Source organism: Thioclava sp. DLFJ5-1 (genome assembly GCF_002020115.1).
Classification (GTDB): Bacteria; Pseudomonadota; Alphaproteobacteria; order Rhodobacterales; family Rhodobacteraceae; genus Thioclava; species Thioclava sediminum.
Genome location: NZ_MPZU01000011.1, coordinates 1 through 23,582, shown reverse-complemented (window position 1 = coordinate 23,582; position 23,582 = coordinate 1). Strand labels below are relative to the sequence as shown.

The window sequence follows — 23,582 nt, the reverse complement described above, 5'->3', positions numbered from 1 at the left end:
ATCATCTGGACCGACAGGACCGGAAAGATATGTCGGTCCCTTTCTTCCGAACTTCTTCGGGGGTGCTGGCGCTGGAATTTCTCGGCGATGGTCGATTTGCCGTTGTTGCTCGGCCCGACAACCAGCATGTTCTGCGGTCGAACACGGCCGGGTTGCGTCGCCAACAGCATGTCCATGCGTTTCAGGGCATCCTGCGCGCGGGAATAGCCGATCCAGCGGTCGGTTGCGAAACAATCGAGCCGTTCGATAGCAGGCTTTTCCGCGATGCGTCGGGCTTCGGGTCGAAGATGGTCCATCTGCCCTACCACTCTTCAATGTCGGTGAATGGTTGCGGTGGAGCGTCCGGTTGATCTTGCGCGAGCTCGCCCAGGCCGAGAGCCTCCGGTTGCTTCGCCAAAGGAGATTGTCGATCCAGCACCGGTCGCGACCGACGGCGGCGGGCACCCTTGGAGAGCCGGGCCGCGTTGCGCTCGATCTCCTGCATTTCCGCGAAGGCGGTGAAAATGCTGTCCTCGTCCACGGTCGCCGCATTGCGTTCTTGGGCACGTCGTCGCGCTGCCCGATGTTCCCAGAGCGTGATCGACGGTCGGGAGAGTGTGCGATACGGCACTTCGAGCCAGGAACCGTCGAAAGGGTCGAGAACATAAACACGCGAAAGGTCTCGTGGGTCGCGGCGCAGGATCAGATGTCCCTCCGTCCGGACGTCGCGCGAGACGATCCACGGTTTCAGGGCGTTCGAGAAATAGCGAATATGATCTACGGTGAATCCGTCGCGTTGCAACGTTCTACGCAGAACCGGAAGGAAGTCGATCAGATAGCTGCGCATGTCACGCGGGATAGCGATGCTGCCGCCAGATCGGCTCAAGGATACGAGACCTTCCTTCAGCCGGGCAAGAGGTGTGGCCCCGTCCAACCCACGATGCCCGGACAGGTGATAATCCTTGCAAATCGCAACCGTCAGCCAGCGTTCCAGTTCTTCAAGGGTCAGGCAGGCCTGTCTTTCGCTGTCGTATGCGCCGCGCTGCGCCGTGTTGGAAAATGTCGTGCCCGGCAACTTGTGAATGCGCCGCATGAGGGTGCCGATCACACGCTCTACAATGCCACCGAACTGAGGTTGCCCCGGCGGTCGCCATTCGATCTCGATATTATGTTGCGCGCACCCGCGCTCGAAAGCCTGCGAGTGGAACTCGCCGGCATTGTCTACGCCGATCTTCTTTGGCTTTCCCGCAATCGGCCACTCCACATCCGTAACGCCGCGCGCTGTCATCCAGGTTTTCTTATCGTCAGCGACGTGGGCGAGGCACAGGCCGACGCTCGCGGCGGAAGGGGGATCAAGGCTAAGATGGAAGCCCGCGATCATCCGGCTCATCACGTCAATCGCAACCGTCAGATATGGCCGCCCGATTGGCAGACGCTCGAACGGATCGACCAAAATGACATCGACCGGCGTGTGATCGATTTGCACGACGTCGAGCGGGTATTTCGGGATCGGGGTCGCGCCGAGGATCGGCTTTGTGTCCGGATCATCTTCGCGAAGCCGTGACGCGACACCCTTGTCGATCAGGTTAACCCGTCGCCTGATCGTGGCTTCGCTAGGAGACGAAATCCCCGCCTTGCGGCACTCGACCTGAACCGCCCTCACGATTTCCGAGGGGCGCGCCTTCTGCCGTTTGAGATAGTGGCCTTCGATGACATGACCGATGATCGCTTCCCGATCCCCCGCGATCCGCGTCTTGCGCGGAGCACCGCGGCCATCGCGCGGCAAGAGCGCGGTGACCGCGCCGTTTTCTTCACGGAGCCGGCGGATCAGCCTGTAGGCCCAACGTTCGGAAATTTTCAGATCAATCGCTGCAGCGCGGACAAGATGCGCTGGTGCTTCATGGAGCGCGGCAAGTGGTCGAAGCAAGGCCGCCCGTTCCTCGGCCTTCTGCCACACGCCTTTCGGAACGGATTCCAGGTCCATGACCGATCCTGCCTCCTGCAACGCGCTGAACCGGTGTCTGACGGTTTTGCAACGCACCGAACTGTTTGGCGATCAGTATTGAAGTCTTTTGTGACAAGCGCGTGTCAATGAAAACAATGGCCAGTGCTGAACCTATTTATGAAAAACGACAAAAATTGGCTATGCCCGCTGCTCCACCGATCGTCAGGATCTGACGGCGCAGCGTGCTGCCCTTGCAGAGCTTGGGGTCACCGAAGACCGCATCTACACAGATCACGGTCTGACCGGCACGAACCGCGACCGGCCCGGTCTCGCCCAGGCCCTCGCCGCCGTGCGCGCAGGCGACGTGTTTGTCGTGCCGAAGCTTGACCGCCTCGCGCGCTCGGTCCCCGACGCACGAGCCATCGCGGAACAGTTGGAAAAGAAGGGCGTCAAGCTTGCCCTCGGCGCATCGGTCTACGATCCGACCGACCCGATGGGAAAGATGTTCTTCAACATCCTCGCCACCTTCGCCGAGTTCGAGGCCGACCTCATCCGCATGCGCACCCGCGAAGGTATGGCCATCGCCCGCGCCAAGGGCAAACTCCGGGGAAAGCAGCCGAAACTCTCGGAAAAACAACAAAAAGAACTGAGCCGGATGCACGCCTCCGGCGAATATTCCATCAGCGATCTAGCTGAGCTCTTCTCTGTCTCAAGACCGACCGTCTACAGAACGCTGCAGCGAAATTCCCCAAAAATTAAGCCTTAGCGTAGGATTCTGCCCCCTCCGGCATCAGACCCCAGGCTTCGCTACTGCGATGCCAGACGAGGATGCGCTTTTCCAACGCCGTGATCCGAGCGGTCGCATCCCCTATCTGGCCTGCAAGATGGGAGAGGGTTTCCCGTTCAAGTGGCGACAACCGGTCGTCATCGGCCTTCACGACTTCCAGCAGCTCGGTCACGCCGGTTCTGCCAACGGCGGCGACATGGCCGATCTCCGCCAGGTGCGCACGGAAGGCGTTGATGAGCATGGTTCTCTGCCGGATCAGCAGATCCCGGGCTCGGTGCAGCATGAGAGCGGCCTGCTGGTCCCGCGATTTCACCGGCACGAAACGCATGTCAGGACGCCCAACCGCTTCGCAGATCGCCGCAGCATCAGCAGCATCGTTCTTCTGCCGCTTCAGATAGGCCTTCACATATTTTGGTGGCATCAGCCGGACTTCATGGCCAAGCGCAGCTATTTCTCGGGCCCAGTAGTGCGCAGTGGCGCATGCTTCCATGCCGACAAGGCAAGGTTCAAGCTTTCCAAAGAAGGCCAAAACCTGGGACCTGCGCAGCTTGCGCGATATGAGCTGCCTTTCGGCGGGGCAGACGCCATGGACGTGGAACACGTTTTTTGCGATGTCGATTCCGATCCTCGCGATCATTCTCTCAGCCTCCTGGTTGGACAGGCCTGCTGCAATTTTTACGATTTCGCGCCGTCTGCGGCGCGCGCCCACTTCCCTGAAGCAGCCCCCGTCAGCGCGGCAGCGCAGGGACGGAGATGGTCAGCACCATCACCGGCCGCGCCACGAACCCCACCATCTGCGGCGCCGGACCCACCGCTTATAGGGTGGGTACTCGTTTCGATCGAGCAGGCCCGCGAGGCATTCTCGCACGGTGCTCGCCTCCTCCGGTTCGAGGACAGGAGCGAGCCTTAGGTCGCAATAGCTTGCAACCCTGTGCGGGATCAGGGACGAACGAGTTGATTTCATTGCCTGTCTTCCGATAGTCGCGGGGCGGCTGAGCTAGCGGAAGTATCGGCGCAACGGAAGAGCGTCGCTGCATCTTCTGATTGCGGGTTCAGTGAGAGCAATCAGGCTCTAGCGTAGTGCTGCGTCGTTGCAGATCGTACTCTGTCGTAGAATATCGTGCAAAATCGTAGAAATGGTTGCGGGGGCGCGCAACCTACGAGACCGACACTCGATCCAAGCGGCCATCTGACCGACCGTATATAGCCGCCTGAAAGCACCTGAGGCGTCCGATCAATCGTGTTGAAATCTCCGCACGAAACGCGGAAATCCCAACATAACTTATACAGGATCGCAGTTGGCAAGCTGACTTGGATAGTGGTCTAGATGGGACGCCAGCCGAATACCCCATCTGAACAACCAGGCAGCATTGCGTTCATCAGGGCGGTTTGCAGCATCTGTCGCTGATCCGCCTCGGGGATAGCCAGCAAATCCGCAGGCCCGAAAATCGCACGATGGGTCACGAAACCGCTGAGAAGGCTAAGCGCGAAATGCGCCCGTCCCGGATCCGCATGGCCAAACGCCCTGCTTAGAGGCAGGGCTAGTGACGTGCCAAAGAATTGCGCAATGATCGCCCGCGCCTCGCTGCAGAGGCTGGACTGTGTCAGTAAATGAAGCGGCCTGACATCTTCTACCTTGCGCGGATCACGCAGGAAGGCCAGATCGCAGATCCGGTTGATCATGGTCGCGCCATCGGGGTCCCCTGCGGCGATGTCATCGAGGGGCGCAAGCGCCAGCAAGGCCTGACGGAATATCTCGGCCTTCGACCCGAAGGCGCGATGGACATAGGCCACATCGACCCCAGCCGCGGCGGCGATGTCGCGCAGGCTGGTGTCGGAATAGGGCATCCGCGCGAAAAGCAGCATCGCCGATGCAAGAATGCGTTCTTTCCCGGTTGCCTGCCCCGGCATGCGGTCGGTCGAGTTGGCTGAGTTGAGCGTCCTTGGCATGGGTGGCTTGTGTTCGTCCGGTGGCTTCGACGCGAAGAAACTGAAAATGCTGCCCCGGAGCAGAGGTGCGGCAAGGTGCAGCCCAGACCGGGTCGTGTTGTTTAGCTGGTTTTTCAACAGCAAACAACCAGCAGCCGCTTTTGCGCGACAATACAGGTTTTTACCCTGTCATCGAGCGTTGACAACAGGGGAGCGTAGGGCGAAAACCGCATCGGGACATGCGCGAAGCATCCATCAGCACAGCAATCAGAGGCAGATCATGGCAAAGCCCGGCAGAAACACCATTATTCTGGGCGGCCTGGCCGTTGTCGCCGTGCTTGGCTGGCTGGCCTGGGACCGGCTGCAACCCGCCGGTCTGCCGGCGGGTTTTGCCAGCGCCAATGGCCGGATCGAGGCGACCGAGGTGGATATCGCGGCGCTCACCGGCGGCCGAATCGCCGAAATCACCGCTGCCGAAGGTGACATGGTCAGCGCAGGCGATGTGCTGGTGCAGATGGACGTGGTGCAGCTGAACGCACAAAAACGTCAGGCCGAAGCGCAGCTTGCCCGCGCCGAAATCGGCGTCGAGACAGCAAGGGCGCTGGTCGCTCAGGCCGAGGCACAAGAGCGCGCGGCCCGGGCCGCGGTTGATCAGGCAGGCTCGGTTGCCGATGCCGCGTCGCGCAGGCTTGAACGCTCTGAGCAGCTTGCAAAGACCAGTGCGATCTCGCAGCAGGTGCTGGATGATGACCGCGCCCGGGACGCCCAGGCCCGCGCCGGTGTGGCCTCGGCCGAAGCCAGCCATGCGGCAGCGCTGGCGGGGGTCAGCAGCGCGCAGGCGCAGGTGGTCGATGCAAGTGCGGCCGTCGAGGCGGCAAAGGCGTCGATTGATGCGATCCAGGCCTCTCTGGACGACGCCACGCTGAAAGCGCCGCGCACGGGCCGGATCCAGTATCGCATCGCACAAGAGGGCGAGATTGTCGGCTCTGGCGGGCGGATCCTCAGCCTTGTCGATCTGGGCGATGTCTATATGACGGTTTTTCTGCCGACATCGCAGGTCGGCCGGGTGCAGGTCGGATCAGAGGTGCGCCTTGTCATGGATGCGGCGCGGGAATTCGTGATCCCGGCCACGGTTTCCTATGTTGCCGATGTGGCGCAGTTCACGCCAAAGACGGTCGAGACCGCCGATGAGCGCGAAAAGCTGATGTTCCGCGTCCGTGCCCGCATCGACCCCGAGCTGCTGTCGCGGCATATCGAATATGTCAAAACCGGCCTGCCGGGCATGGCCTATCTGCGGCTTAATCCGGATGCCGCCTGGCCTGACTTTCTTTCCAATGTCGTGAAATGACCGGCTCAGTTGCCGGGGTCTCCGGCCTGACGCTGCGCTATGGCAAGGTCACGGCGCTTGACAATGTGACGCTGGAGATCCCTGAGGGGCGCATGGTCGGGCTGATCGGGCCAGACGGGGTCGGAAAGTCCAGCCTTCTGTCGCTGCTGGCCGGGGCACGTGTGATCCAGCAGGGCAAGGTCGAGGTTCTGGGCGGCGATATGCGCGATGTGGCGCATCGCAACCGCGTCTGCCCCCGCACCGCCTATATGCCGCAGGGTCTGGGCAAGAACCTCTACCCGACGCTTTCGGTCGAAGAGAACCTTGATTTCTTCGGCTCGCTTTTCGGTCATGACAAGGCCGAACGCGAGCGGCGGATCACCGATCTGCTGGCTGCGACCGGCATGACGCCGTTCCGGTCGCGCCCGGCGTCAAAGCTGTCGGGCGGCATGAAGCAAAAGCTGGGTCTGTGCTGCGCGCTGATCCATGATCCCGATTTCCTGATTCTTGACGAGCCGACCACCGGCGTCGATCCGCTGTCGCGCCGCCAGTTCTGGGATCTGATCGACCGCATCCGCGCGACACGGCCGGGGATGAGCGTGATCACCGCCACCGCCTATATGGAAGAGGCCGCGCGCTTCGACTGGCTGGTTGCGATGAATGCGGGCCGGGTGCTGGCCACCGGCACCACCAGCGATCTGCTGTCGCGGACCGGGGCCGACACGCTTGATGCAGCCTTCATCGCGCTTTTGCCCGAAGAAGACCGGGGCGAAGACAGTGCCGTGGTGATCCCGCCGCGGACCACCGATGACAGCGATATCGCCATCGAGGCCGAGGGGCTGACGCAGCGCTTTGGCGATTTCGTGGCGGTCGACAATGTTTCCTTCCGCATCCCCAGGGGTGAGATTTTCGGCTTTCTGGGTTCGAACGGCTGCGGCAAGACGACGACGATGAAGATGCTCACCGGGCTTCTGGAGCCGAGTGAGGGCCGGGCAAAGCTTTTCGGCCATGAGGTCGATGCAAGCGATCTGTCGGTGCGCCGCCGGGTCGGGTTCATGTCGCAGGCCTTCTCGCTCTATTCCGAGCTGACGGTGCGTCAGAACCTTGATCTGCACGCGCGGCTTTTCGATATGGCGGCCGAGAAGATCCCCGCCAGGGTTGACGAGATGATCGCCCGGTTCGATCTGGGCGACGTGACCGACAGCCTGCCCGAGGCGTTGCCGCTGGGTATCCGCCAGCGGCTTTCGCTGGCGGTGGCGATGATCCATGCGCCCGAGATCCTGATCCTTGACGAGCCGACCTCGGGGGTGGACCCGGTGGCGCGCAACGGCTTCTGGCGCATTCTGGCGGAACTTTCGCGCAAGGATGGCGTGACGATCTTTGTCTCGACCCATTTCATGAACGAGGCGGAATGGTGCGACCGCATCAGCCTGATGCATGCGGGCAAGGTGCTGGTCTCGGACACCGCCGAGGGGATCACGAAAGCCAAAGGTTGCGCCACGCTGGAAGACGCGTTCATCGCCTATCTTGAAGAGGCGATTGGCGAGACGGCACCCGCCCCCGCCGCTGCGCCCGAGGCCCCCGCAGCCGGGGTGACCCATCACGCGCAGCAATCCGGCTTCAGCCTGCGGCGACTGCTTAGCTATTCGCAGCTGGAAAGCCTGCAATTGCAGCGCGATCCGATCCGGCTGACCATGGCGTTGGTCGGCAGCCTTCTTCTGATGATCGTGGTGGGGCTGGGCATCAACATGGATGTCGAGGATCTGACCTTCGCCGCCCTTGACCGCGACCAGACCACCACCAGCCGCAATTATATCGCCGATATTGCGGGATCGCGCTATTTCATCGAACAGCCGGCCCTGACAAGTTACGACGAGATCGACGCAAGAATGCGCTCGGGCGAGCTGGCGCTGGCGATCGAGATCCCGCCCGGCTTTGCCGCCGATATCGCGGCAGGCAGGGATGTGCAGGTCGGGGCCTGGTTCGACGGCGCCAACCCCAGCCGCGCCAATACGGTGCAGGGCTATGTGCAGGGCATGCATGCCGACTGGATCACACGTCAGGCGCGTCAGCTTTACGGTGACAAGGCGAGCGGCGGCAGTTTCGAACTGGTGACCCGATACCGCTACAACCCCGACGTGCGCAGCCTGAATGCGATGGTCCCGGCGATCATCCCGCTGCTTTTGCTGATGATCCCGGCGATCCTGACCACGCTTTCGGTCGCGCGTGAACGCGAACTGGGCTCGATCATCAATTTCTACGTCACGCCGGTGACGCGGCTGGAATTTCTGCTTGGCAAACAGCTGCCCTATATCGCGCTGGCCATGCTGAATTTCTTCCTGATGATGGCCATGGCGGTCACATTCTTCGCAGTGCCCTTCAACGGCAGTTTTCTGGGCTTTACCCTTTCGGCGCTGATCTATGTCACCGCGACCACGGCGCTTGGTTTTCTGGTGTCGGTCTTCATCGCAAGTCAGGTCGCGGCGCTGTTCGCGACCGCCATGCTGACGATGATCCCGGCGGTCAGCTATTCGGGTTTGATCGACCCGGTCTCTTCGCTGTCGGGTTTTGGTCGGGTTCTGGGCGAGATCTACCCCTCGACCTGGTTTATCACCGCCGCGCGGGGGGCTTTCTCCAAGGCCTTCGGAATGGCGGAACTGGCCGGGCCGATGCTGGCCATGGGCATCGCCATTCCGGTGATTATCGGGCTGGCGGCGGCCTTCCTGAAAAAACAGGCGAAGTGAGGGGCGGATGAACCTGCGCAACACCTTCAATCTGGGCGTCAAGGAATTGCGCGGGCTCTGGCGCGATCCGGTGATGCTGGTGCTGATCGTCTATTCCTTTTCGCTCTCGATCTGGACCTCTGCGAACGCCTCGCCCGAGGCGCTGACGAATGCCGCGATCTCGATCGTGGATGAGGATCAGTCGCATCTCTCCGCCCGCATCACCTCGGCCTTTTATCCGCCCTATTTTGTCGAGCCGCAGATGACCACGACGGCCGAGATGGATCGGCGGATGGATCAGGGGCTGGATACTTTTGCGCTGAACATCCCACCGGATTTCGCGCGCGATGTGCTGGCCGGAAAAAACCCGGCGATCCAGCTGAATATCGACGCGACAAGGATGAGCCAGGCCTTCACCGGCGGCGGCTATATCCAGCAGATCGTGTCCTCCGAGGTTTCGGAATATGTGGCGGGCTACCGGGCCGAGACCGCGCTGCCGGTCGATCTGGCGCTCCGCGCGCGGTATAATCCCTCGCTGGATCCGAAGTGGTTCGGCGCGATTTCCGCCGTGATCCAGTCGATCACCATGCTGTCGCTGGTGCTGACCGGCGCGGCGCTGATCCGCGAAAAGGAACATGGCACGGTCGAGCACCTGCTGGTCATGCCCGTCACCACGACCGAGATCATGTTTTCCAAGATCTGGTCGATGGGGCTGGTGGTGCTGCTGGGGTCGATCTTTTCGCTAAGTGTTGTGGTGCAGGCGCTGATGGCGGTTCCGGTGCAGGGCTCGGTCGTGCTGTTTCTTGCGGGCGCGGTGCTGATGGTTTTCGCCATGACGGGGCTTGGAATTTTCCTTGCCACCATCGCCGGGTCGATGCCGCAATTCGCGCTTTTGCTGATGATGGCGCTTTTGCCGCTGCAGGTGCTGTCAGGCGCGATGACGCCGCGGGAATCCATGCCAGAGATCATCCAGACCATCATGCTTGCAGCCCCCAACACGCATTTCATCATCCTCTCGCAGGGCATCTTGTTCCGAGGTGCGGGGCTTGACGTGGTCTGGCCCCAGTTCGCGGCGCTGGCGGCGATCGGGGTGGCGCTGTTCTGGCTGGCACTGATACGATTCAAGAAATTCCTGCGGTAAGGCATATGTTGGGCCGCCTGCTTCTGATCCTGACGCTTGCGCTTGCAGGCTGCGCTGCGCGTCCGGGGCCGGAAGTTCTGGCCCCCGATGCCGGTGCCCTGCCCGAGGGCGCCCGCCTTGTCCGGGTGCTGACCATGACCACCCGCGCGCCCGAGGCAAATCTGCCGGGGGCCTTTGGCGACTCTCGCTCCATCCGGCCAAGCTGGCTGGAATACGAGGTCTCGGTGCCGCCTGGCCATCGGCCGGGAAAGATTGAATGGCCGGATCGCAATGGCAGCAGCGCCGACCGGAATTTCGTGATGCGCAGCCGGCAGACGCTTAGCCGTGACGCCTTTGCAAAGCGTCTCTCGCGCGAGGGGGTCGGGCTTTATGTCCACGGCTTCAACACCCGCTTTCATGAGGCCTTGTTCCGTACCGCGCAGCTTTCGGTCGATGCGCATATCGAGGAAAAGCCCGTCCTTTTTACATGGCCCTCGGCAGGCTATCCGGGCGCCTATCTGGCTGATCGTGACGCGTCTGACTTTTCCCGCGCGGCGCTTGCCGATCTGCTGCGGCTTTTGACAAAGGGTCGGTCCGCTTCCGACGCGGTGCCGGTGCTGGCTCACAGCATGGGCGCGCGGCTGACGATGGAGACGCTGGTGCAACTGCGTCTTGCCGGGCGGGACGATGTGCTGGACCGGATCGAGGTCATCCTTGCCGCCCCGGATATTGATATCGATCTTTTCCGCGCCCAGATGGTCAGCCTTGGGCCGATGAAGCATCCCATCACGGTGCTCGTCTCCTCGGACGATCTGGCGCTGAAACTGTCGTCGCAGCTTTCGGTACGTCGGATACGGCTTGGGCTTGTCGATGTGCGTGATCCGGCGGTCCAGCGCCTGGCGGTCGCGACCGGAATACGGATCGTGGATATTACCGATATTCCGACCGATGATCCCGCCCACAGCCGCTATGTCGGCCTGCTTTCCGGCGAGGCCGGGGCTGTGGTTGAAAACACCCTTTTCGGTGAGGTACGCTTGGCTGGGGCCTTTGTCTTCAATCAGGTCGGTGGTGTCTTCACTGGCATCGGTGATGTGCTGGCGGATTGAGGCCGCGGCCTTGGCCCGGCGTTGGTGCCAGCGGCATTGGCCGGGTCATGGCCTCGACGTCGCGCCGTTTTGCCGGTAATCGTCCATGATGATCAGGGCAGGGACAGGGGATTCCGTGTCCGCCGCCGGACGCCGATGCTTTGCCTGTTCAGTCCGGGGGCGGCTGTTTCGGCGGTTTGACGGCGCTTTACGACATGTCGTCGGCATCGGGCCTTGGGCGCAATGCCTATGTTCAAGAAAAATCTTGAACTCTTTGATTTCGATCAACACTCGTTGATAGTTCTGTGCTAACTTCCGCCGGTAAATTGGAGACGCGACATGGCCCTTACTCCCAAATCAGATGGCTCGGGTGCAACCGGCGATGAAAGCCTTGGCATCGAGGCTTTTCAGGCCGTTGACCGCATACGAGAGGCGCTCTCGGGACAGCTCAGCGGCGGGGTCTCGCCCGGCTCGCTGATGATGGCCTATGTCGACTGGGCCTTTCATCTGGCGCAGGCACCGGGCAAGCAGATGGAACTGGGCGTCAAGGCGGGCCGCAAATGGCAGCGTCTCATGGCGCATCTGATGGCCTCGGCGATGGATCCGCAGGCCGCGCCGGTCATCACGCCCTTGCCGGGCGACCGCCGTTTCGCCGGTGAAGCCTGGGCGAAACCGCCCTTCAGCTGGATGTCGCAGGCTTTCCTGCTGCAGCAGCAATGGCTGCATAACGTCACCCATGAGGTTCCGGGCGTGACGAAGCACCACGAGGATGTGGTGTCTTTTGCCGCGAAACAGATCCTTGATGTCTGTGCGCCTTCGAACAACCCTTTTACCAATCCCGAGGTTGTGGCACGGACCTGGGCTACCGGAGGCATGAACCTTGTGAAGGGCTGGCAGAACTGGCTGCAGGACGTCGTCCGCCAGATCCGGCAGGAGCCGCCAGAGGGTGTCGAGGCCTTTACACCGGGTCGCGATGTGGCGGTGACGCCGGGCAAGGTAATCTTCCGCAACCACCTGATCGAACTGATCCAGTATACGCCCACGACAGAAACCGTGCACCCCGAGCCGGTGCTGATCGTTCCGGCCTGGATCATGAAATACTATATCCTCGACCTCAGCCCGGAGAATTCCCTGATCCGCTGGCTGGTGGCGCAGGGCCACACGGTTTTCGCCATTTCCTGGCGCAATCCGGGTGCAGAGGATCGTGATCTGACGCTGGAGGATTATCGCCGGCTGGGCGTGATGGCCGCGTTGGATGAGATCACCCGTCTAATGCCCGATCAGAAAATCCACGCCACCGGCTATTGTCTGGGTGGCACTTTGCTGTCGATCGCGGCGGCTGCCATGGCGGGGAAGGGGGACGCGCGTCTCGCCTCGCTGACGCTGCTTGCCGCGCAGGTCGATTTCGCCGAACCGGGCGAGCTTGCGTTGTTCATCGACCCAAGCCAGCTGCATCTTCTTGAAAGCATGATGTGGAACCGCGGCTATCTCTCTGCCGATCAGATGGCGGGGGCGTTTCAGCTTTTGCGCTCGAATGACCTCATCTGGTCCCGGATGGTGCGCGATTACATGATGGGCGAGCGGACGGCGATGAATGATCTCATGGCCTGGAATGCCGACAGCACCCGGATGCCCTATCGGATGCATGCCGAATATCTGCGCAGGCTTTATCTGAATAATGAGCTTTCTTCGGGACGCTTCACCGCCGGGGGCAAGACAGTTCTGTTGCAGAACATCCGGGTGCCGATCTTTGCCGTCGGGACCGAGCGCGATCATGTCGCACCCTGGAAGTCGGTCTACAAAATCCACCAGTTCACCGATTGCGAGGTGACTTTCGCGCTGACGTCGGGCGGGCATAATGCGGGGATCGTCTCTCCTCCCGGTCACCCGCGCCGCCGCTACCGGCTGGCGACCCGCGCCCATGACGACGCGCTTTTGCCGCCCGAGACCTGGGTCGAGGCCAATCCTGCAACCGAGGGTTCGTGGTGGACGCCCTGGCAGGCCTGGCTTGCCGCGCGTTCGGGTGCCCCCGCCGCGCCGCCCGCAATGGGCAACGCGCTGGCAGATGCGCCCGGCACATATGTTTTCCAGAGGTGACAAGATGACCGGCACTCTGACCAACTATCTGTTTCACCAGATGAAAATCGGCGACCGCGCCAGTCTTGTCCGCCACGTCGGTCCCAAGGATATTGAATTGTTCGCCGCTGTTTCCGGCGACGCCAACCCCGCGCATCTGGATGCCGGTTTCGCCGCCCATGGGCCGTTTGGCCATGTCGTGGTGCACGGCATGTGGACTGCGGCGCTGATTTCGGCGGTGCTGGGCACCCGCCTGCCGGGGCCGGGGACGATCTATCTCGACCAGCAGATCCGCTTTAACAAGCCGGTTTCGCCAGGCGATACCATCACCGCCGAAGTTGAAGTGGCCGAGCTGATCGAGGGCAAGAACCGTGTCCGCCTGACGACCACCGCCCGCAATCAGCGGGGCGAGGTGGTGCTTTCGGGCGAGGCGCTGGTGCTGGCCCCGGTCGAGCAGGTGACCTGGGTGCCGGGTGACCTTCCCGAGGCGGTGGTCTTGCCGAAGGGGCGCTGGCAGGGCTTTGTCGAAGAGGCCCGCGCATTGCCCCCGGTGCGGGCGGCGGTGGTGCATCCCTGTTCGAAATCCGCGATCCTTGGCGCGATCGAGGTGCGCGACGAAGGCCTGCTTGACCCGATCCTGATCGGTCCCGGCGCAAAGATTCGCGCGGCGGCCGCCGAGGCCGGGGTCGCGCTTGACGGCTTCCGGATCGAGGAGACAGAGCACAGCCATGCAGCGGCGGCGCGGGCGGTGGAACTGGCGGCCTGTGGCAAGGTCCAGGTGCTGGTCAAGGGCAGCCTGCATTCCGATGAACTGCTTGCGGCGGTGGTTTCGAAAAGCGGCGGCCTGCGCACCGAACGCCGGATCAGCCATGTCTATGCGATGGATGTGCCCGCCTATCGCAAGCCGGTGATCGTCACCGATGCCGCGATCAATATCGCACCGACATTAGAGCATAAGCGCGACATCTGCCAGAATGCCGTCGATCTGATGCGGCTTCTGGGGCGCGATCAGCCGAAGGTCGCGGTGCTGGCGGCGGTCGAGACGGTGAACGCGACGATGCCCGCCACGCTGGATGCCGCCGCGCTGACGGTGATGGCGGCTCGAGGCCAGATCACGGGCGCGCTGGTTGACGGGCCGCTGGCCTTCGACAATGCGATCAGCCCCGAGGCGGTGGCGACGAAGGGCATCGTCTCGCAGGTGGCGGGCGAGGCCGATATTCTTCTGGTGCCGGATCTCGAGGCCGGGAACATGCTTGCCAAACAGCTGATCTATTTCGCGGGCGCCACGGCCGCGGGGCTGGTTCTGGGCGCACGGGTGCCAATCGTTCTGACAAGCCGGGCGGATCCTTTATCGGCCCGCATCGCCTCGGCTGCGCTGGCCAAGCTGGTCGCGGTCCGCAAAGCGGAGGGGAAGGCGTGACCCGCGATCTGATCCTGACATTCAACACCGGATCCTCGACTATCAAGCTGGGGTTTTACGCACTGGAGGCCGCCGCGCCGCGCCCGCTGGCCTCGGGCGTGATCGATTTCCGCGATGAGCCTTTCGAAGTGCGCCTGACGCGCGAGGGCAAGACCTTTTCAGGCCCGATCACAGCGGATCCCGGCGATCTGACAGCCGTGCTGAACCAGGCTTTTGCCTGGCTGGCCGGGCATTTCAATCTTTCGCGCCTTGCGGTGATCGGCCATCGGGTTGTGCATGGCGGCGATGTCTTCACAGGACCAGCCCGGATCACCGATCAGGTGATCGCGCAGATCGACGCGCTGGCGCGGCTTGCGCCGCTGCATCAGCCGCAAAGCCTTGCGCTGATCCGGGCGATGCGGGGGCTTTACCCCGATGTGCCACAGACAGCCTCTTTCGACACGGCGTTTCATGCCACCAACCCGCCCCTGATCCGCCGCTTTGCCCTGCCGCGCGCGCTTTATGATCAGGGGATCAAGCGCTATGGCTTTCATGGTCTCTCCTACCGCTATATCGCCGGGCAACTGGGCGATCTGGCCACCGATGCAAAGGTGGTCGCCGCACATCTGGGCAGCGGCGCAAGCCTTTGTGCGATCCGGGGCGGCAAGAGCATCGACAGCTCGATGGGGTTTTCGACGCTGGACGGCATCCCGATGGCGACGCGTTCGGGTGCGCTGGACCCCGGCGTGATCCTGCATCTGATGGGCGAAATGGGGCAAAGCCTGAAACAGGTCGAGACCATGCTCTATCGTGAAAGCGGCCTTCTGGGCGTGTCGGGTTTCGAGGCTGACAGCCGCGAGCTGATGGCCAGCACGCGCCCAGAGGCTGCCGAGGCGATCGACCTCTTTTGCCTGCGCATCGCGGGCGAGGTGGCACGGTTGGCGACCAGCATGGGCGGGATCGATGCGCTGGTCTTCACGGCAGGAATCGGCGAGCATCAGCCCGGTATCCGCGCCCGTGTCGCCGCGCGGCTGGCCTGGCTTGGGGCAGAGCTTGACCCCGATGCCAATGAAGCAGGGTCGCGCAGGATCAGCACCGCCGCCAGCCGGGTGCAGCTTCTTGTCATTCCGACCGATGAGGAAAGCATCATCGCCCAGGAGGCCGTCAGCGAAGAGGCAGCGACATGATTGATCTGAAAGGCAAACGCGGCCTCGTGGTTGGCGTGGCGAATGGGGCCAGCATCGCCGCCGGTTGCGCCAGGGCCTTTCGCGCGGCGGGGGCAGAGCTGGCGCTGACCTTTCTTAATGAAAAGGCCCGGCCATGGGTCGAACCCGTGGCGCAGGAAGTGGGTGCGCCGCTGTTCCTTCCTTGCGATGTGCGTGAACCCGGCCAGTTGGAAGCCGTGTTTGACCGCATTACCGCTGAATGGGGGCGGCTTGATTTTCTGCTTCATGCCATCGCCTTCGCCCCGCGCGAGGATCTGCACACCAGCGTTGTCAACGCTTCGGCCGAAGGTTTTGCGACGGCGATGGATATCTCTTGCCACTCCTTCCTGCGCATGGCGCGGCTGGCGCGGCCTTTGATGCAGGCGGGTGGTTCGCTGATCACGGTCAGCTTTTACGGCGCGGATCGGGTGGTCGAGAATTACAACCTCATGGGTCCGGTAAAGGCCGCACTGGAGGCTTCGGTCCGCTATGCGGCGGCCGATCTGGCGGGCGAAGGGATTCGTGCCTTTTCGCTTTCAACCGGTCCGGTCAAGACCCGCGCCGCCTCGGGGATCGACCGGTTCGATGCGCTGATGGATAAGATTCGCGCCCGTACGCCTGCGGGAAAACTGGTAAGCATCGAAGAGATCGGTACGCTGGCGGCCTTTCTGGCAACCGAGGCCGCAAGTCCCATGAGCGGATCGGTGGTCTATGCCGATAACGGATTTCACACCACCGCCTGAGGCAGGCGCGGGGCCCCGCCCTTGACCGGAAGGCGGATCCGGGGCAAAGCGGAATCAACATCAGTTGACAGCATTCTGACAGGCGCCGCCGCGTGACCTTCTTTACGGTTCATCCCTTCCATTCCTTCAATCTTGCCGTGGTCTTGCTGATCGCGGGCAAGATCGGCGTTGTTGCAGAACTCCCGCTTCGGGAGTGAGGAGTAACGCGCGAAAGTTGGTGATGCCCTGAGGGGCGGCATATCATGGCGGTGTTCAGACGCCGTCAATTCTCAGCCGAGAAAGGGATATGATGGTGTGGATGCCGCCGCCCGGCGTCATCGCAACATATCGTCATGCTGATGGCAGCGTGGCAAAGGAATGAGGCACCCACATGACTACAGCAACCATCATCGGCCTTGATCTGGCAAAGAACGTTTTCCACGCGCATGGTGCCTCCGAAGCCGGTGCCGTCGTGTTTCGCAAAAAGCTTTCTCGAAGCCAGGTTCTGCCGTTTCTCTCGGAGCAACCCAAATGCATCGTCGCCATGGAAGCCTGTGCGACCGCCCACGGTTGGGCGCGGGAGATTGAACGCCTCGGCCACAGTCCACGCTTGATCCCACCGCAATATGTGAAGCCATATGTCAAACGCCAGAAAAATGATATGGCAGACGCGGAAGCCATTGCCGAGGCGGGCTCACGTCCGACCATGAGGTTTGTCGAGCCCAAACCCGAGGATCAGCAGATCAGCGCGATGGCCTATCGGACGCGGCAGATGTTCATTGGCCAACGCACCCAAACGATCAACGCCTTGCGTTCGCATCTGGCGGAACACGGTGTGATTGCCGCGACCAATATGTGTGGCCTGAAGAAACTGTCTGCGATGATTGAAGACGAAACGGTGTCCATGCCATGCAAAGTCCGCGAATTGGCGCATGTCTATGTCGACCATATCGCGCAGCTGACAGCGCAGATCGCAGAGATGACGGGTGAGATGCGGGAAATGGCCAAGAAATCCGCGGTGGTGAAGCGCTTGCAGACTGTCCCCGGGGTTGGACTGCAAACCGCAATGGCAGTCGAAACATTCGCGCCGGATCCGGGATGTTTTTCCCGCGGGCGGGATTTCTCGGCTTGGCTGGGACTGGTGCCCAGACAGAATTCCACAGGCGGGAAAAGCCGCTTGGGGAAGGTCTCGAAGATGGGGCAGGTAGACATTCGCAGCCATCTCATCAGAGGCGCCATGTCGGTTATTTCAGCAGCGACCCGTTTTGGCATCAAGAAGGGCTCGTGGCTTGAACGGCTTCTGGCTCGGAAACCAAAACTCGTGGCGGCGGTCACCCTGGCAAATAGAATGGCCCGTGCGATCTGGGCGATGCTGACGAAGAACGAGGATTACAAGAACCCCGAGGCGGTCGCGTAACAGCGAGACGCGCCAATCTCTGCCTCGGTCGATGTGTGAGGAGGTCACCGAAGCTTTTATGGGAAACTGATCGGCCAGATCCGGACCGGGAAAACCATCTATGTGGCATTGGGCGTCCAAGCCCTCGGATATGATTTGGACCCGGTACGCGCATCACCATATCGGCCCGCGGCCATGAACAGTGCCGCAACGACAAGGCCTAATACATGACCGCACCCGATCGCACCCAAAGAGGTTCAAAATACCCCTTGCACCAAAGGCGGCATCCATACATGCCACATGTCGGAGACTACCATCAGCACGCTGCCCGATCCATCGGGGTTTTCGCCGGATCCGCTGACGGACCTCATCCGGGAGGGTGCGCGCAAGCTTATCGAACAAGCGGTTGAGGCCGAGCTGGCAACGCTCCTCGCCGCGTTCGCTGAGGAAAGGCTCGATGACGGCCGGGCCAGGCTGGTGCGGCACGGACATTTGCCGGAGCGCGAAATCCTGACCGGGATCGGTCCGGTCGCCGTGAAGGTGCCGCGGGTGCGGGATCGCAAGCCGGGAGCGGAGAGGATCTCCTTCACGCCCAGCATCCTGCCGCGCTACCTGCGCAAGGCCAAATCGGTCGAGGAACTGCTGCCCTGGCTCTACCTCAAGGGGGTCTCCACCGGCGATTTCGGCGAGGCGCTGGCCGCCCTTCTGGGGCCGGACGCCAAGGGCCTGTCGGCCAAGACCGTCACCCGCCTGAAAGCCAACTGGTGGTCCGAATACGAGGCTTGGGAGAAGCGCGACCTCGGAACCCGGCGGTTCCTCTACATCTGGGCCGACGGTGTCTACTTCAAGCCGCGCATGGCCGAGGAAAAGCAATGCGTTCTGGTCATCGTCGGGGCGGATGAATACGGCCGGAAGGAACTGCTGGCCATGACCGACGGCTTCCGCGAGAGCACCCAGAGCTGGCGCGAGGTGCTGCTCGATCTCAAGCGGCGCGGCCTCACGCAGGATCCCAAGCTCGCGATCGGCGACGGTGCCCTCGGCTTCTGGACGGCCCTGCGCGAAGTCTTCCCCACGACGCAGGAGCAGCGGTGCTGGCTGCACAAGACCATGAACGTGCTGAACGCGCTGCCGAAATCGGCGCAGGCCAGGGCCAAAGGACACCTGCACGACATCTGGCAGGCCGGGACAAAGGCCGAAGCCAACGTCGCCTTCAACTTCTTCGTCGAAACCTACGGCGTGAAATGGGACAAGGCGGTGGCCAAGCTGGTCAAGGACCGGGACGCGCTGCTGACCCTCTACGACTATCCGGCCGAGCACTGGAAACATATCCGGACGTCAAATCCGATCGAGAGCACCTTCGCCACCGTCCGGCACCGCACCCGGCGAACCAAGGGCTGCCTGAGCCGAAAGACCGGGCTCGCCATGGCCTTCCGGCTGATGATGTCGGCGCAGAAGAAATGGCGGAGGCTCGACGGCCGGAACCGCCTGCCAGAGGTCATCAGCGGGGTTGAGTTCCGCGACGGCGTCCGCTGCGCACACCGGGGTCATCCGGTCACCGATTCCGATAATATCCGGTCGGTCATTCCGATTTAATCCGGTCACGGATTCCGAGGTATCCGATCATCCCGGTTTCGAGTTGTGAGACCGGCTGCTGGGCGATCGTGCAGCAGGGTAGCCTTGCCGTCATCGAGGACGAGCAAGGAGCCCCAGAATGAGACGATTGCCAATGCGCAAGATTTCAGAAGCCCTTCGCCTGAGGGCCACCGGATTGTCGACGCGGAAGATCGCGAGGAGCCTGAACGTCGGGCAGTCGACGATCAGCGAGTATCTCAAGCGGGCGGAACGGGCCGAACTGTGTTGGCCGCTCCCGGACGGGCTGGACGAAGCCGCGCTGGAACGACGGCTGTTTGCACCGCCGGGCGGCCAAACGCGCCGAGGATTGGCGCAGCCGGATTGGGCTGCGGTTCATCGGCAACTCCGCCGCAAGGGGGTCACGCTGTCGCTGATCTGGGAGGAGTATCGCGCCGCCCATCCGGACGATGGCTATGGATACAGTCGGTTCTGCGACCTCTACCGTCGCTGGGAAGGCCGCCTGTCGCCCACCATGCGCCAGCACCATGCGGCTGGCGAGCGCGTGTTCGTCGACTATTCCGGCGATACCATCGAGGTGATCGATGGCGAGACCGGCGCGATCCGCGTGGCGCAAATCTTCGTCGGCGTCCTGGGTGCCTCGAACTATACCTATGTCGAGGCGACCTGGACCCAGAGCCTGCCGGACTGGATCGGCGCGCATGTTCGCTTGCTGGCCTTCTTCGGCGGTGTGCCCGAGCAGATCGTCTCGGATAATCTCAAGGCTGGCGTGACCAAGGCCTGCTTTCATGAGCCGCAGATCAACCGCACCTATGCCGAGATGGCCGCTCATTACGGCACGGCGATCCTGCCGGCGCGTCCCTACAAGCCTCGCGACAAAGCGAAGGCCGAGGTCGGCGTTCTTGTCGTCCAGCGCTGGATCATCGCGCGGCTGCGCAAACGGCGGTTCTTTTCTCTGGCCGAAGTGAACGCGGCGATCCGCGATCTGCTGCCGGGACTGAACGGCAAGATGACCCGGCACCTGGGCGCCAGCCGCCGGGATCTGTTCGAACAGCTCGACCAGCCCGCGCTCCGGCCGTTGCCCGCGGCCCCCTACGAGTATGCCGACTGGGTCGAGCGGCGGGTCGGCCTCGATTACCATGTCGAAGTTCATAAGCACTACTACTCCGTGCCCCACCAGCTCCTGAAGAAGACGCTCTGGGCCCGGATCACGGCCCGGACTGTCGAGATCTTCCATGAAGGACAGCGCGTGGCCTCCCATGTCCGAACGTCTGGGAACCGCAAGCATACGACCGTGGCCGCGCACATGCCCGCCAGCCATCGCCGATATGCCGGGCTCACCCCCGCCGAACTGCGGCGCATGGCCGAGAAGATCGGTCCCAACACGGCGAACCTCGTGGATCTGATCCTGCGCGCCAAGCCCCATCCCGAGCAAGGCTTCCGCGCCTGCATCGGGATCGTGCGCCTCGCCAAGCCCCATGGCCGGGACGCCCTTGAAGCCGCCTGCCTGCGTGCTGGCGAGATTGGCGGCCTGTCATACAGCTCGGTCAAATCAATCCTCCGGAACAACCTGCATCGCCGACGGCCAGAGACCCCCGCGGAGGGCCCGGCGATCACACATCCCAATATCCGCGGCGCCAGCTATTTCCACTGATAAGGAGACATCCGAATGCTCGACCATCCCACCCTGAACCACCTGCGTGCCCTCAAGCTCGATGGCATGGCGGAGGCCTTCGCCGAGTTGCAGCGGCAAGACGATGCCGCCGAGATCAGCCATGCCGAATGGCTGGGTCTTCTGATCGACCGCGAGGCCGCGAACCGCAGCACGAAGCGCTACCAGAGCCGGATGCGCGCGGCCAAGTTGCGCCATGGGGGCGCCGCCATCGAGGACGTCAATTACCGCGCCCCGCGGCAACTCGACCGGGACCTGTTTCGCCAGCTCGCGCACGGCGACTGGATCGGAAAGCGGCAAAATCTGATCATCACCGGCCCCTGCGGTGTCGGAAAGACCTGGCTGGCCTGCGCGCTCGGACAGAAAGCCTGCCGCGACGGTCGCACCGTCCTCTATCACCGCTTGTCGCGTCTGTTCGCCGATCTCGAACTCGCCCATGGTGACGGGCGGTTTCCCCGCTTGTTCCGCCAGATCATTCGCACCGACCTGCTCATCCTGGACGACTGGGGGCCCGAACGGCTGACAACATCGCAGCGCCGCGACCTGATGGAAATCGTCGAGGACCGCTACCAGAACGGATCGATCATCATCACCAGCCAACTGCCCGTCGACGCCTGGCACGACGTCATCGGCGAGCCGACCTTCGCCGATGCAATCCTCGACCGCATCGTCCACAACGCTCACAGGTTGCCCTTGGACGGCCCCTCACTGCGAAAGAACGAAACATGACGCGCGACAGGGCCACCGCCACGCGCGACGCCGCGCCAGCGTCGTGGGGCGCGCACGGCGCCGCGCGCGGCTCCCCTATCACGAACCTCGAAAAGCTTGACCGCATCAAACAGAGGCGACATCAAGAAAGCACGCTCAGTGGCGACGTCTCGCGGTGACCGGATGTTGTCGGAATGCCCGACCGGATGCGTCGGTGTGCGCAATCTCTCCACCTTGAACAATGGGCGCGATGTATCACCCGTATCGATCGGGCGCAGCCCTTCGGTTGTCGAGACGGCCGAGTTCGTGCCCTTCAATGTCCCTTTTCTTTCACGGGTTCTGCGTTCGGCCTTCGTCAGGCCCCGGCTTTCAGCTTCGATCTGGCGTTGCTGTCGGATCAGCTCAGCCAGCACCAGCTCATTAGACCCGGACTTGCCAAGGGCACGGGCCTTCCTCATCGCTTCGCGATATTCCCAGAGCGAGACGGGCGGAATTTCCAGGTTTCTGTACCGCGCCTCAACATACCGGCCATCGTCCAGTTCGACCCAGATCATTGAGATATCGCGAGGATCGTAGCGAACGACCACCTTTCCATCCCCGCGCCCAATGTGGCCTGCAAGGGCATCGGACCAGTACCTTATCTGGAACAGATGGATGCCGTCACGCCTGATCTTGCGCAGTTCACTCGGCAGGAAGCTCACCTGAAAGGCTTCCATCTCGAAGGGGATGTCGCCTGTCATTTGCTCTGAGAGCGCCTCCCATTTGGCAACGGGCGTGCAGCCAAGACTTGAATGAATGCTGTTGTTGTAACGGCAGATTTCCAGAGCAAACCAGCGATCGAATTCGCTCAACGTCATCGTGGCCTTGCTTTCGGCGTCATAGTCGCCCTTTGCCGCGATCGAGGATTGCGTTGTTCCCGGCAACAGGTGAACGGCCCCCATCATGGTGCCGATCAACCGTTCGATGTGACCACCGAAGTGAGGACTTGCTGGCGGTCGATAGACCAGATCGATCCCCCAATCCGCACAGGCCGACCGAAAGGCGCGCGACCGGAAATCGCGACCGTTATCGACGTGGATGCTGTGCGGTTTGCCCTGTGCCGGCCAAGGAACATCGCACGCCAATTCCGCAAGAAGTTCCTCCTTGAGGGCCACCGCCTGTGTCAGGCAAAGCGCCACTGACAGACGCGAAGGTGCCTCGAGAGAGGTGTAATATCCGGTCACCATCCGCGTTGCGACGTCGATCGCCAGCGTGACCCAAGGCCGCCCAATTGGTTTGCGTTCAAAGCCGTCGACAAGAATGATGTCCGCCGGTGTATGATCAATTTGGACGATCTCCAGTGGCATACTGGCCTTGTTCTCACCTGTGACCGGCGCAAATTTCTGGCGGGCCGCCTTTGCGCCCTCTCGTGCCTTCGCAACTTCGCGGGCATCCATCGCATCCAGACGACGCTGAACCGTTCGCCGTGTCGGCGGTTGCAAGCCCTCCTGCCAGCAAGCGCTGCGGATTTCTGTCACGACGCGCGACAAGCTCGAACGCTCCCGGCGCAAGAAATAGCGGCGAAGGTGCTCCTCGATTACCGCTTCGACTTTGCTGGATATTAACATCGTCCCGGTCGGGCGGCCCCGTTTCCGCGGAGCCAGAGCGCTGGTGCGCCCACCCTCTTCCGCCAACCGTTTTATCCAACGCCAGACCGTCGCCCTGCTGACACCAAGCTCCCAAACGGCGTCATTGATGCCACGTTCCAGGCTGCCAGTCCCATTGAGATATGCCTGAACAAGAGGGCGCAGCACCGCGGCCCTGCGCGCCTCTTCAGCACCAACAGCAACGCAGTCTTCGCCATCACCATCCATCGATATTTGCCGCAAATGTCTGTGAACCCTGTCTCAGGTTTAAGGGCAAAAATATCAGAATTAAAG

At 62.3% G+C, this 23,582-nt stretch carries 17 protein-coding genes and 1 pseudogene; 13 read left to right on the top strand and 5 right to left on the bottom strand.

The genetic code is table 11. From position 1 onward, the window contains the following. Both BMI86_RS20740 and BMI86_RS20735 read right to left on the bottom strand, forming a co-directional pair. The coding region (locus BMI86_RS20740) for a TniB family NTP-binding protein (RefSeq protein WP_210402745.1) at positions 1 to 296 on the bottom strand (296 nt) is incomplete at its 3' end. Between the two features lie 5 nt (positions 297 to 301). Then, positions 302 to 1,963 (bottom strand): Mu transposase C-terminal domain-containing protein, encoded by a 1,662-nt coding sequence (locus tag BMI86_RS20735; protein ID WP_078543004.1) that lies wholly within the window; start codon positions 1,961 to 1,963, stop codon positions 302 to 304. A gap of 154 nt (positions 1,964 to 2,117) precedes the next feature. On the opposite strand from BMI86_RS20735, the gene BMI86_RS20730 reads away from it, so the two are divergent. Then, entirely contained in the window at positions 2,118 to 2,690 is a 573-nt protein-coding gene (locus BMI86_RS20730; RefSeq protein WP_078543001.1) for a recombinase family protein, read from the top strand. Positions 2,691 to 2,724: 34 nt separating this feature from the next. On the opposite strand, the pseudogene BMI86_RS20725 reads toward BMI86_RS20730, so the two are convergent. Together BMI86_RS20725 and BMI86_RS20720 are read right to left on the bottom strand one after the other, a co-directional pair. Further along, positions 2,725 to 3,348 (bottom strand): annotated as a pseudogene (locus tag BMI86_RS20725) (IS110 family transposase); the annotation flags it as partial. A 686-nt stretch (positions 3,349 to 4,034) separates the two neighbouring features. After that, a complete protein-coding gene (locus BMI86_RS20720; protein WP_165915621.1) occupies positions 4,035 to 4,784 on the bottom strand; it encodes a TetR/AcrR family transcriptional regulator in 750 nt (249 codons plus the stop codon). A gap of 136 nt (positions 4,785 to 4,920) precedes the next feature. Here BMI86_RS20720 and BMI86_RS20715 point away from each other — a divergent pair, with 136 nt between their 5' ends. The 12 genes from BMI86_RS20715 (at position 4,921) to istB (ending at position 21,684) form a co-directional block, all read left to right on the top strand. Beyond that, positions 4,921 to 5,988 carry an HlyD family efflux transporter periplasmic adaptor subunit gene (locus tag BMI86_RS20715; RefSeq protein ID WP_078542998.1) on the top strand — a complete coding sequence of 356 codons (1,068 nt, stop codon included), beginning with the start codon at positions 4,921 to 4,923 and terminating at the stop codon, positions 5,986 to 5,988. Further along, positions 5,985 to 8,711, top strand: coding sequence for a ribosome-associated ATPase/putative transporter RbbA (gene rbbA / locus BMI86_RS20710; RefSeq protein ID WP_078542996.1), 2,727 nt, complete (start codon positions 5,985 to 5,987; stop codon positions 8,709 to 8,711). The genes BMI86_RS20715 and rbbA overlap by 4 nt, the downstream gene beginning before the upstream one ends. Before the next feature lie 7 nt (positions 8,712 to 8,718). Next, positions 8,719 to 9,831, top strand: a complete 1,113-nt coding sequence (locus BMI86_RS20705; protein WP_038070094.1) for an ABC transporter permease — start codon at positions 8,719 to 8,721, stop codon at positions 9,829 to 9,831. An 8-nt stretch (positions 9,832 to 9,839) separates the two neighbouring features. Further along, positions 9,840 to 10,916, top strand: a complete 1,077-nt coding sequence (locus BMI86_RS20700) for an alpha/beta hydrolase (RefSeq protein ID WP_168173903.1) — start codon at positions 9,840 to 9,842, stop codon at positions 10,914 to 10,916. A gap of 318 nt (positions 10,917 to 11,234) precedes the next feature. Continuing rightward, the gene (locus tag BMI86_RS20695) at positions 11,235 to 12,992 is read left to right on the top strand and encodes an alpha/beta fold hydrolase (protein WP_051693716.1); all 1,758 of its coding nucleotides are present in this window, start codon (positions 11,235 to 11,237) and stop codon (positions 12,990 to 12,992) included. Between the two features lie 4 nt (positions 12,993 to 12,996). Next, complete coding sequence (locus BMI86_RS20690; protein WP_132464611.1) at positions 12,997 to 14,391, top strand: bifunctional enoyl-CoA hydratase/phosphate acetyltransferase; 1,395 nt, start codon at positions 12,997 to 12,999, stop codon at positions 14,389 to 14,391. After that, on the top strand, positions 14,388 to 15,557 hold the full coding sequence (locus BMI86_RS20685; RefSeq protein WP_035745643.1) for an acetate/propionate family kinase: 1,170 nt from the start codon (positions 14,388 to 14,390) through the stop codon (positions 15,555 to 15,557). The genes BMI86_RS20690 and BMI86_RS20685 overlap by 4 nt, the downstream gene beginning before the upstream one ends. Continuing rightward, a complete protein-coding gene (gene fabI, locus BMI86_RS20680) occupies positions 15,554 to 16,318 on the top strand; it encodes an enoyl-ACP reductase FabI (RefSeq protein WP_078542990.1) in 765 nt (254 codons plus the stop codon). Before BMI86_RS20685 ends, fabI begins: the two co-directional genes overlap by 4 nt. Before the next feature lie 370 nt (positions 16,319 to 16,688). Beyond that, positions 16,689 to 17,714, top strand: coding sequence for an IS110 family transposase (locus BMI86_RS20675; RefSeq protein WP_078542988.1), 1,026 nt, complete (start codon positions 16,689 to 16,691; stop codon positions 17,712 to 17,714). 279 nt (positions 17,715 to 17,993) lie between these two features. Beyond that, positions 17,994 to 19,286: an IS256 family transposase gene (locus BMI86_RS20670; protein ID WP_078542986.1), complete on the top strand. Its 1,293-nt coding sequence runs from the start codon at positions 17,994 to 17,996 to the stop codon at positions 19,284 to 19,286. Positions 19,287 to 19,404: 118 nt separating this feature from the next. After that, positions 19,405 to 20,937, top strand: a complete 1,533-nt coding sequence (istA, locus tag BMI86_RS20665) for an IS21 family transposase (RefSeq protein WP_078542984.1) — start codon at positions 19,405 to 19,407, stop codon at positions 20,935 to 20,937. Between the two features lie 15 nt (positions 20,938 to 20,952). Further along, complete coding sequence (gene istB / locus BMI86_RS20660; RefSeq protein WP_078542982.1) at positions 20,953 to 21,684, top strand: IS21-like element helper ATPase IstB; 732 nt, start codon at positions 20,953 to 20,955, stop codon at positions 21,682 to 21,684. Here istB and BMI86_RS20655 read toward each other — a convergent pair. Beyond that, entirely contained in the window at positions 21,636 to 23,516 is a 1,881-nt protein-coding gene (locus BMI86_RS20655) for a Mu transposase C-terminal domain-containing protein (protein WP_243695876.1), read from the bottom strand. The genes istB and BMI86_RS20655 overlap by 49 nt on opposite strands. Between the last annotated feature and the right edge of the window lie 66 nt (positions 23,517 to 23,582).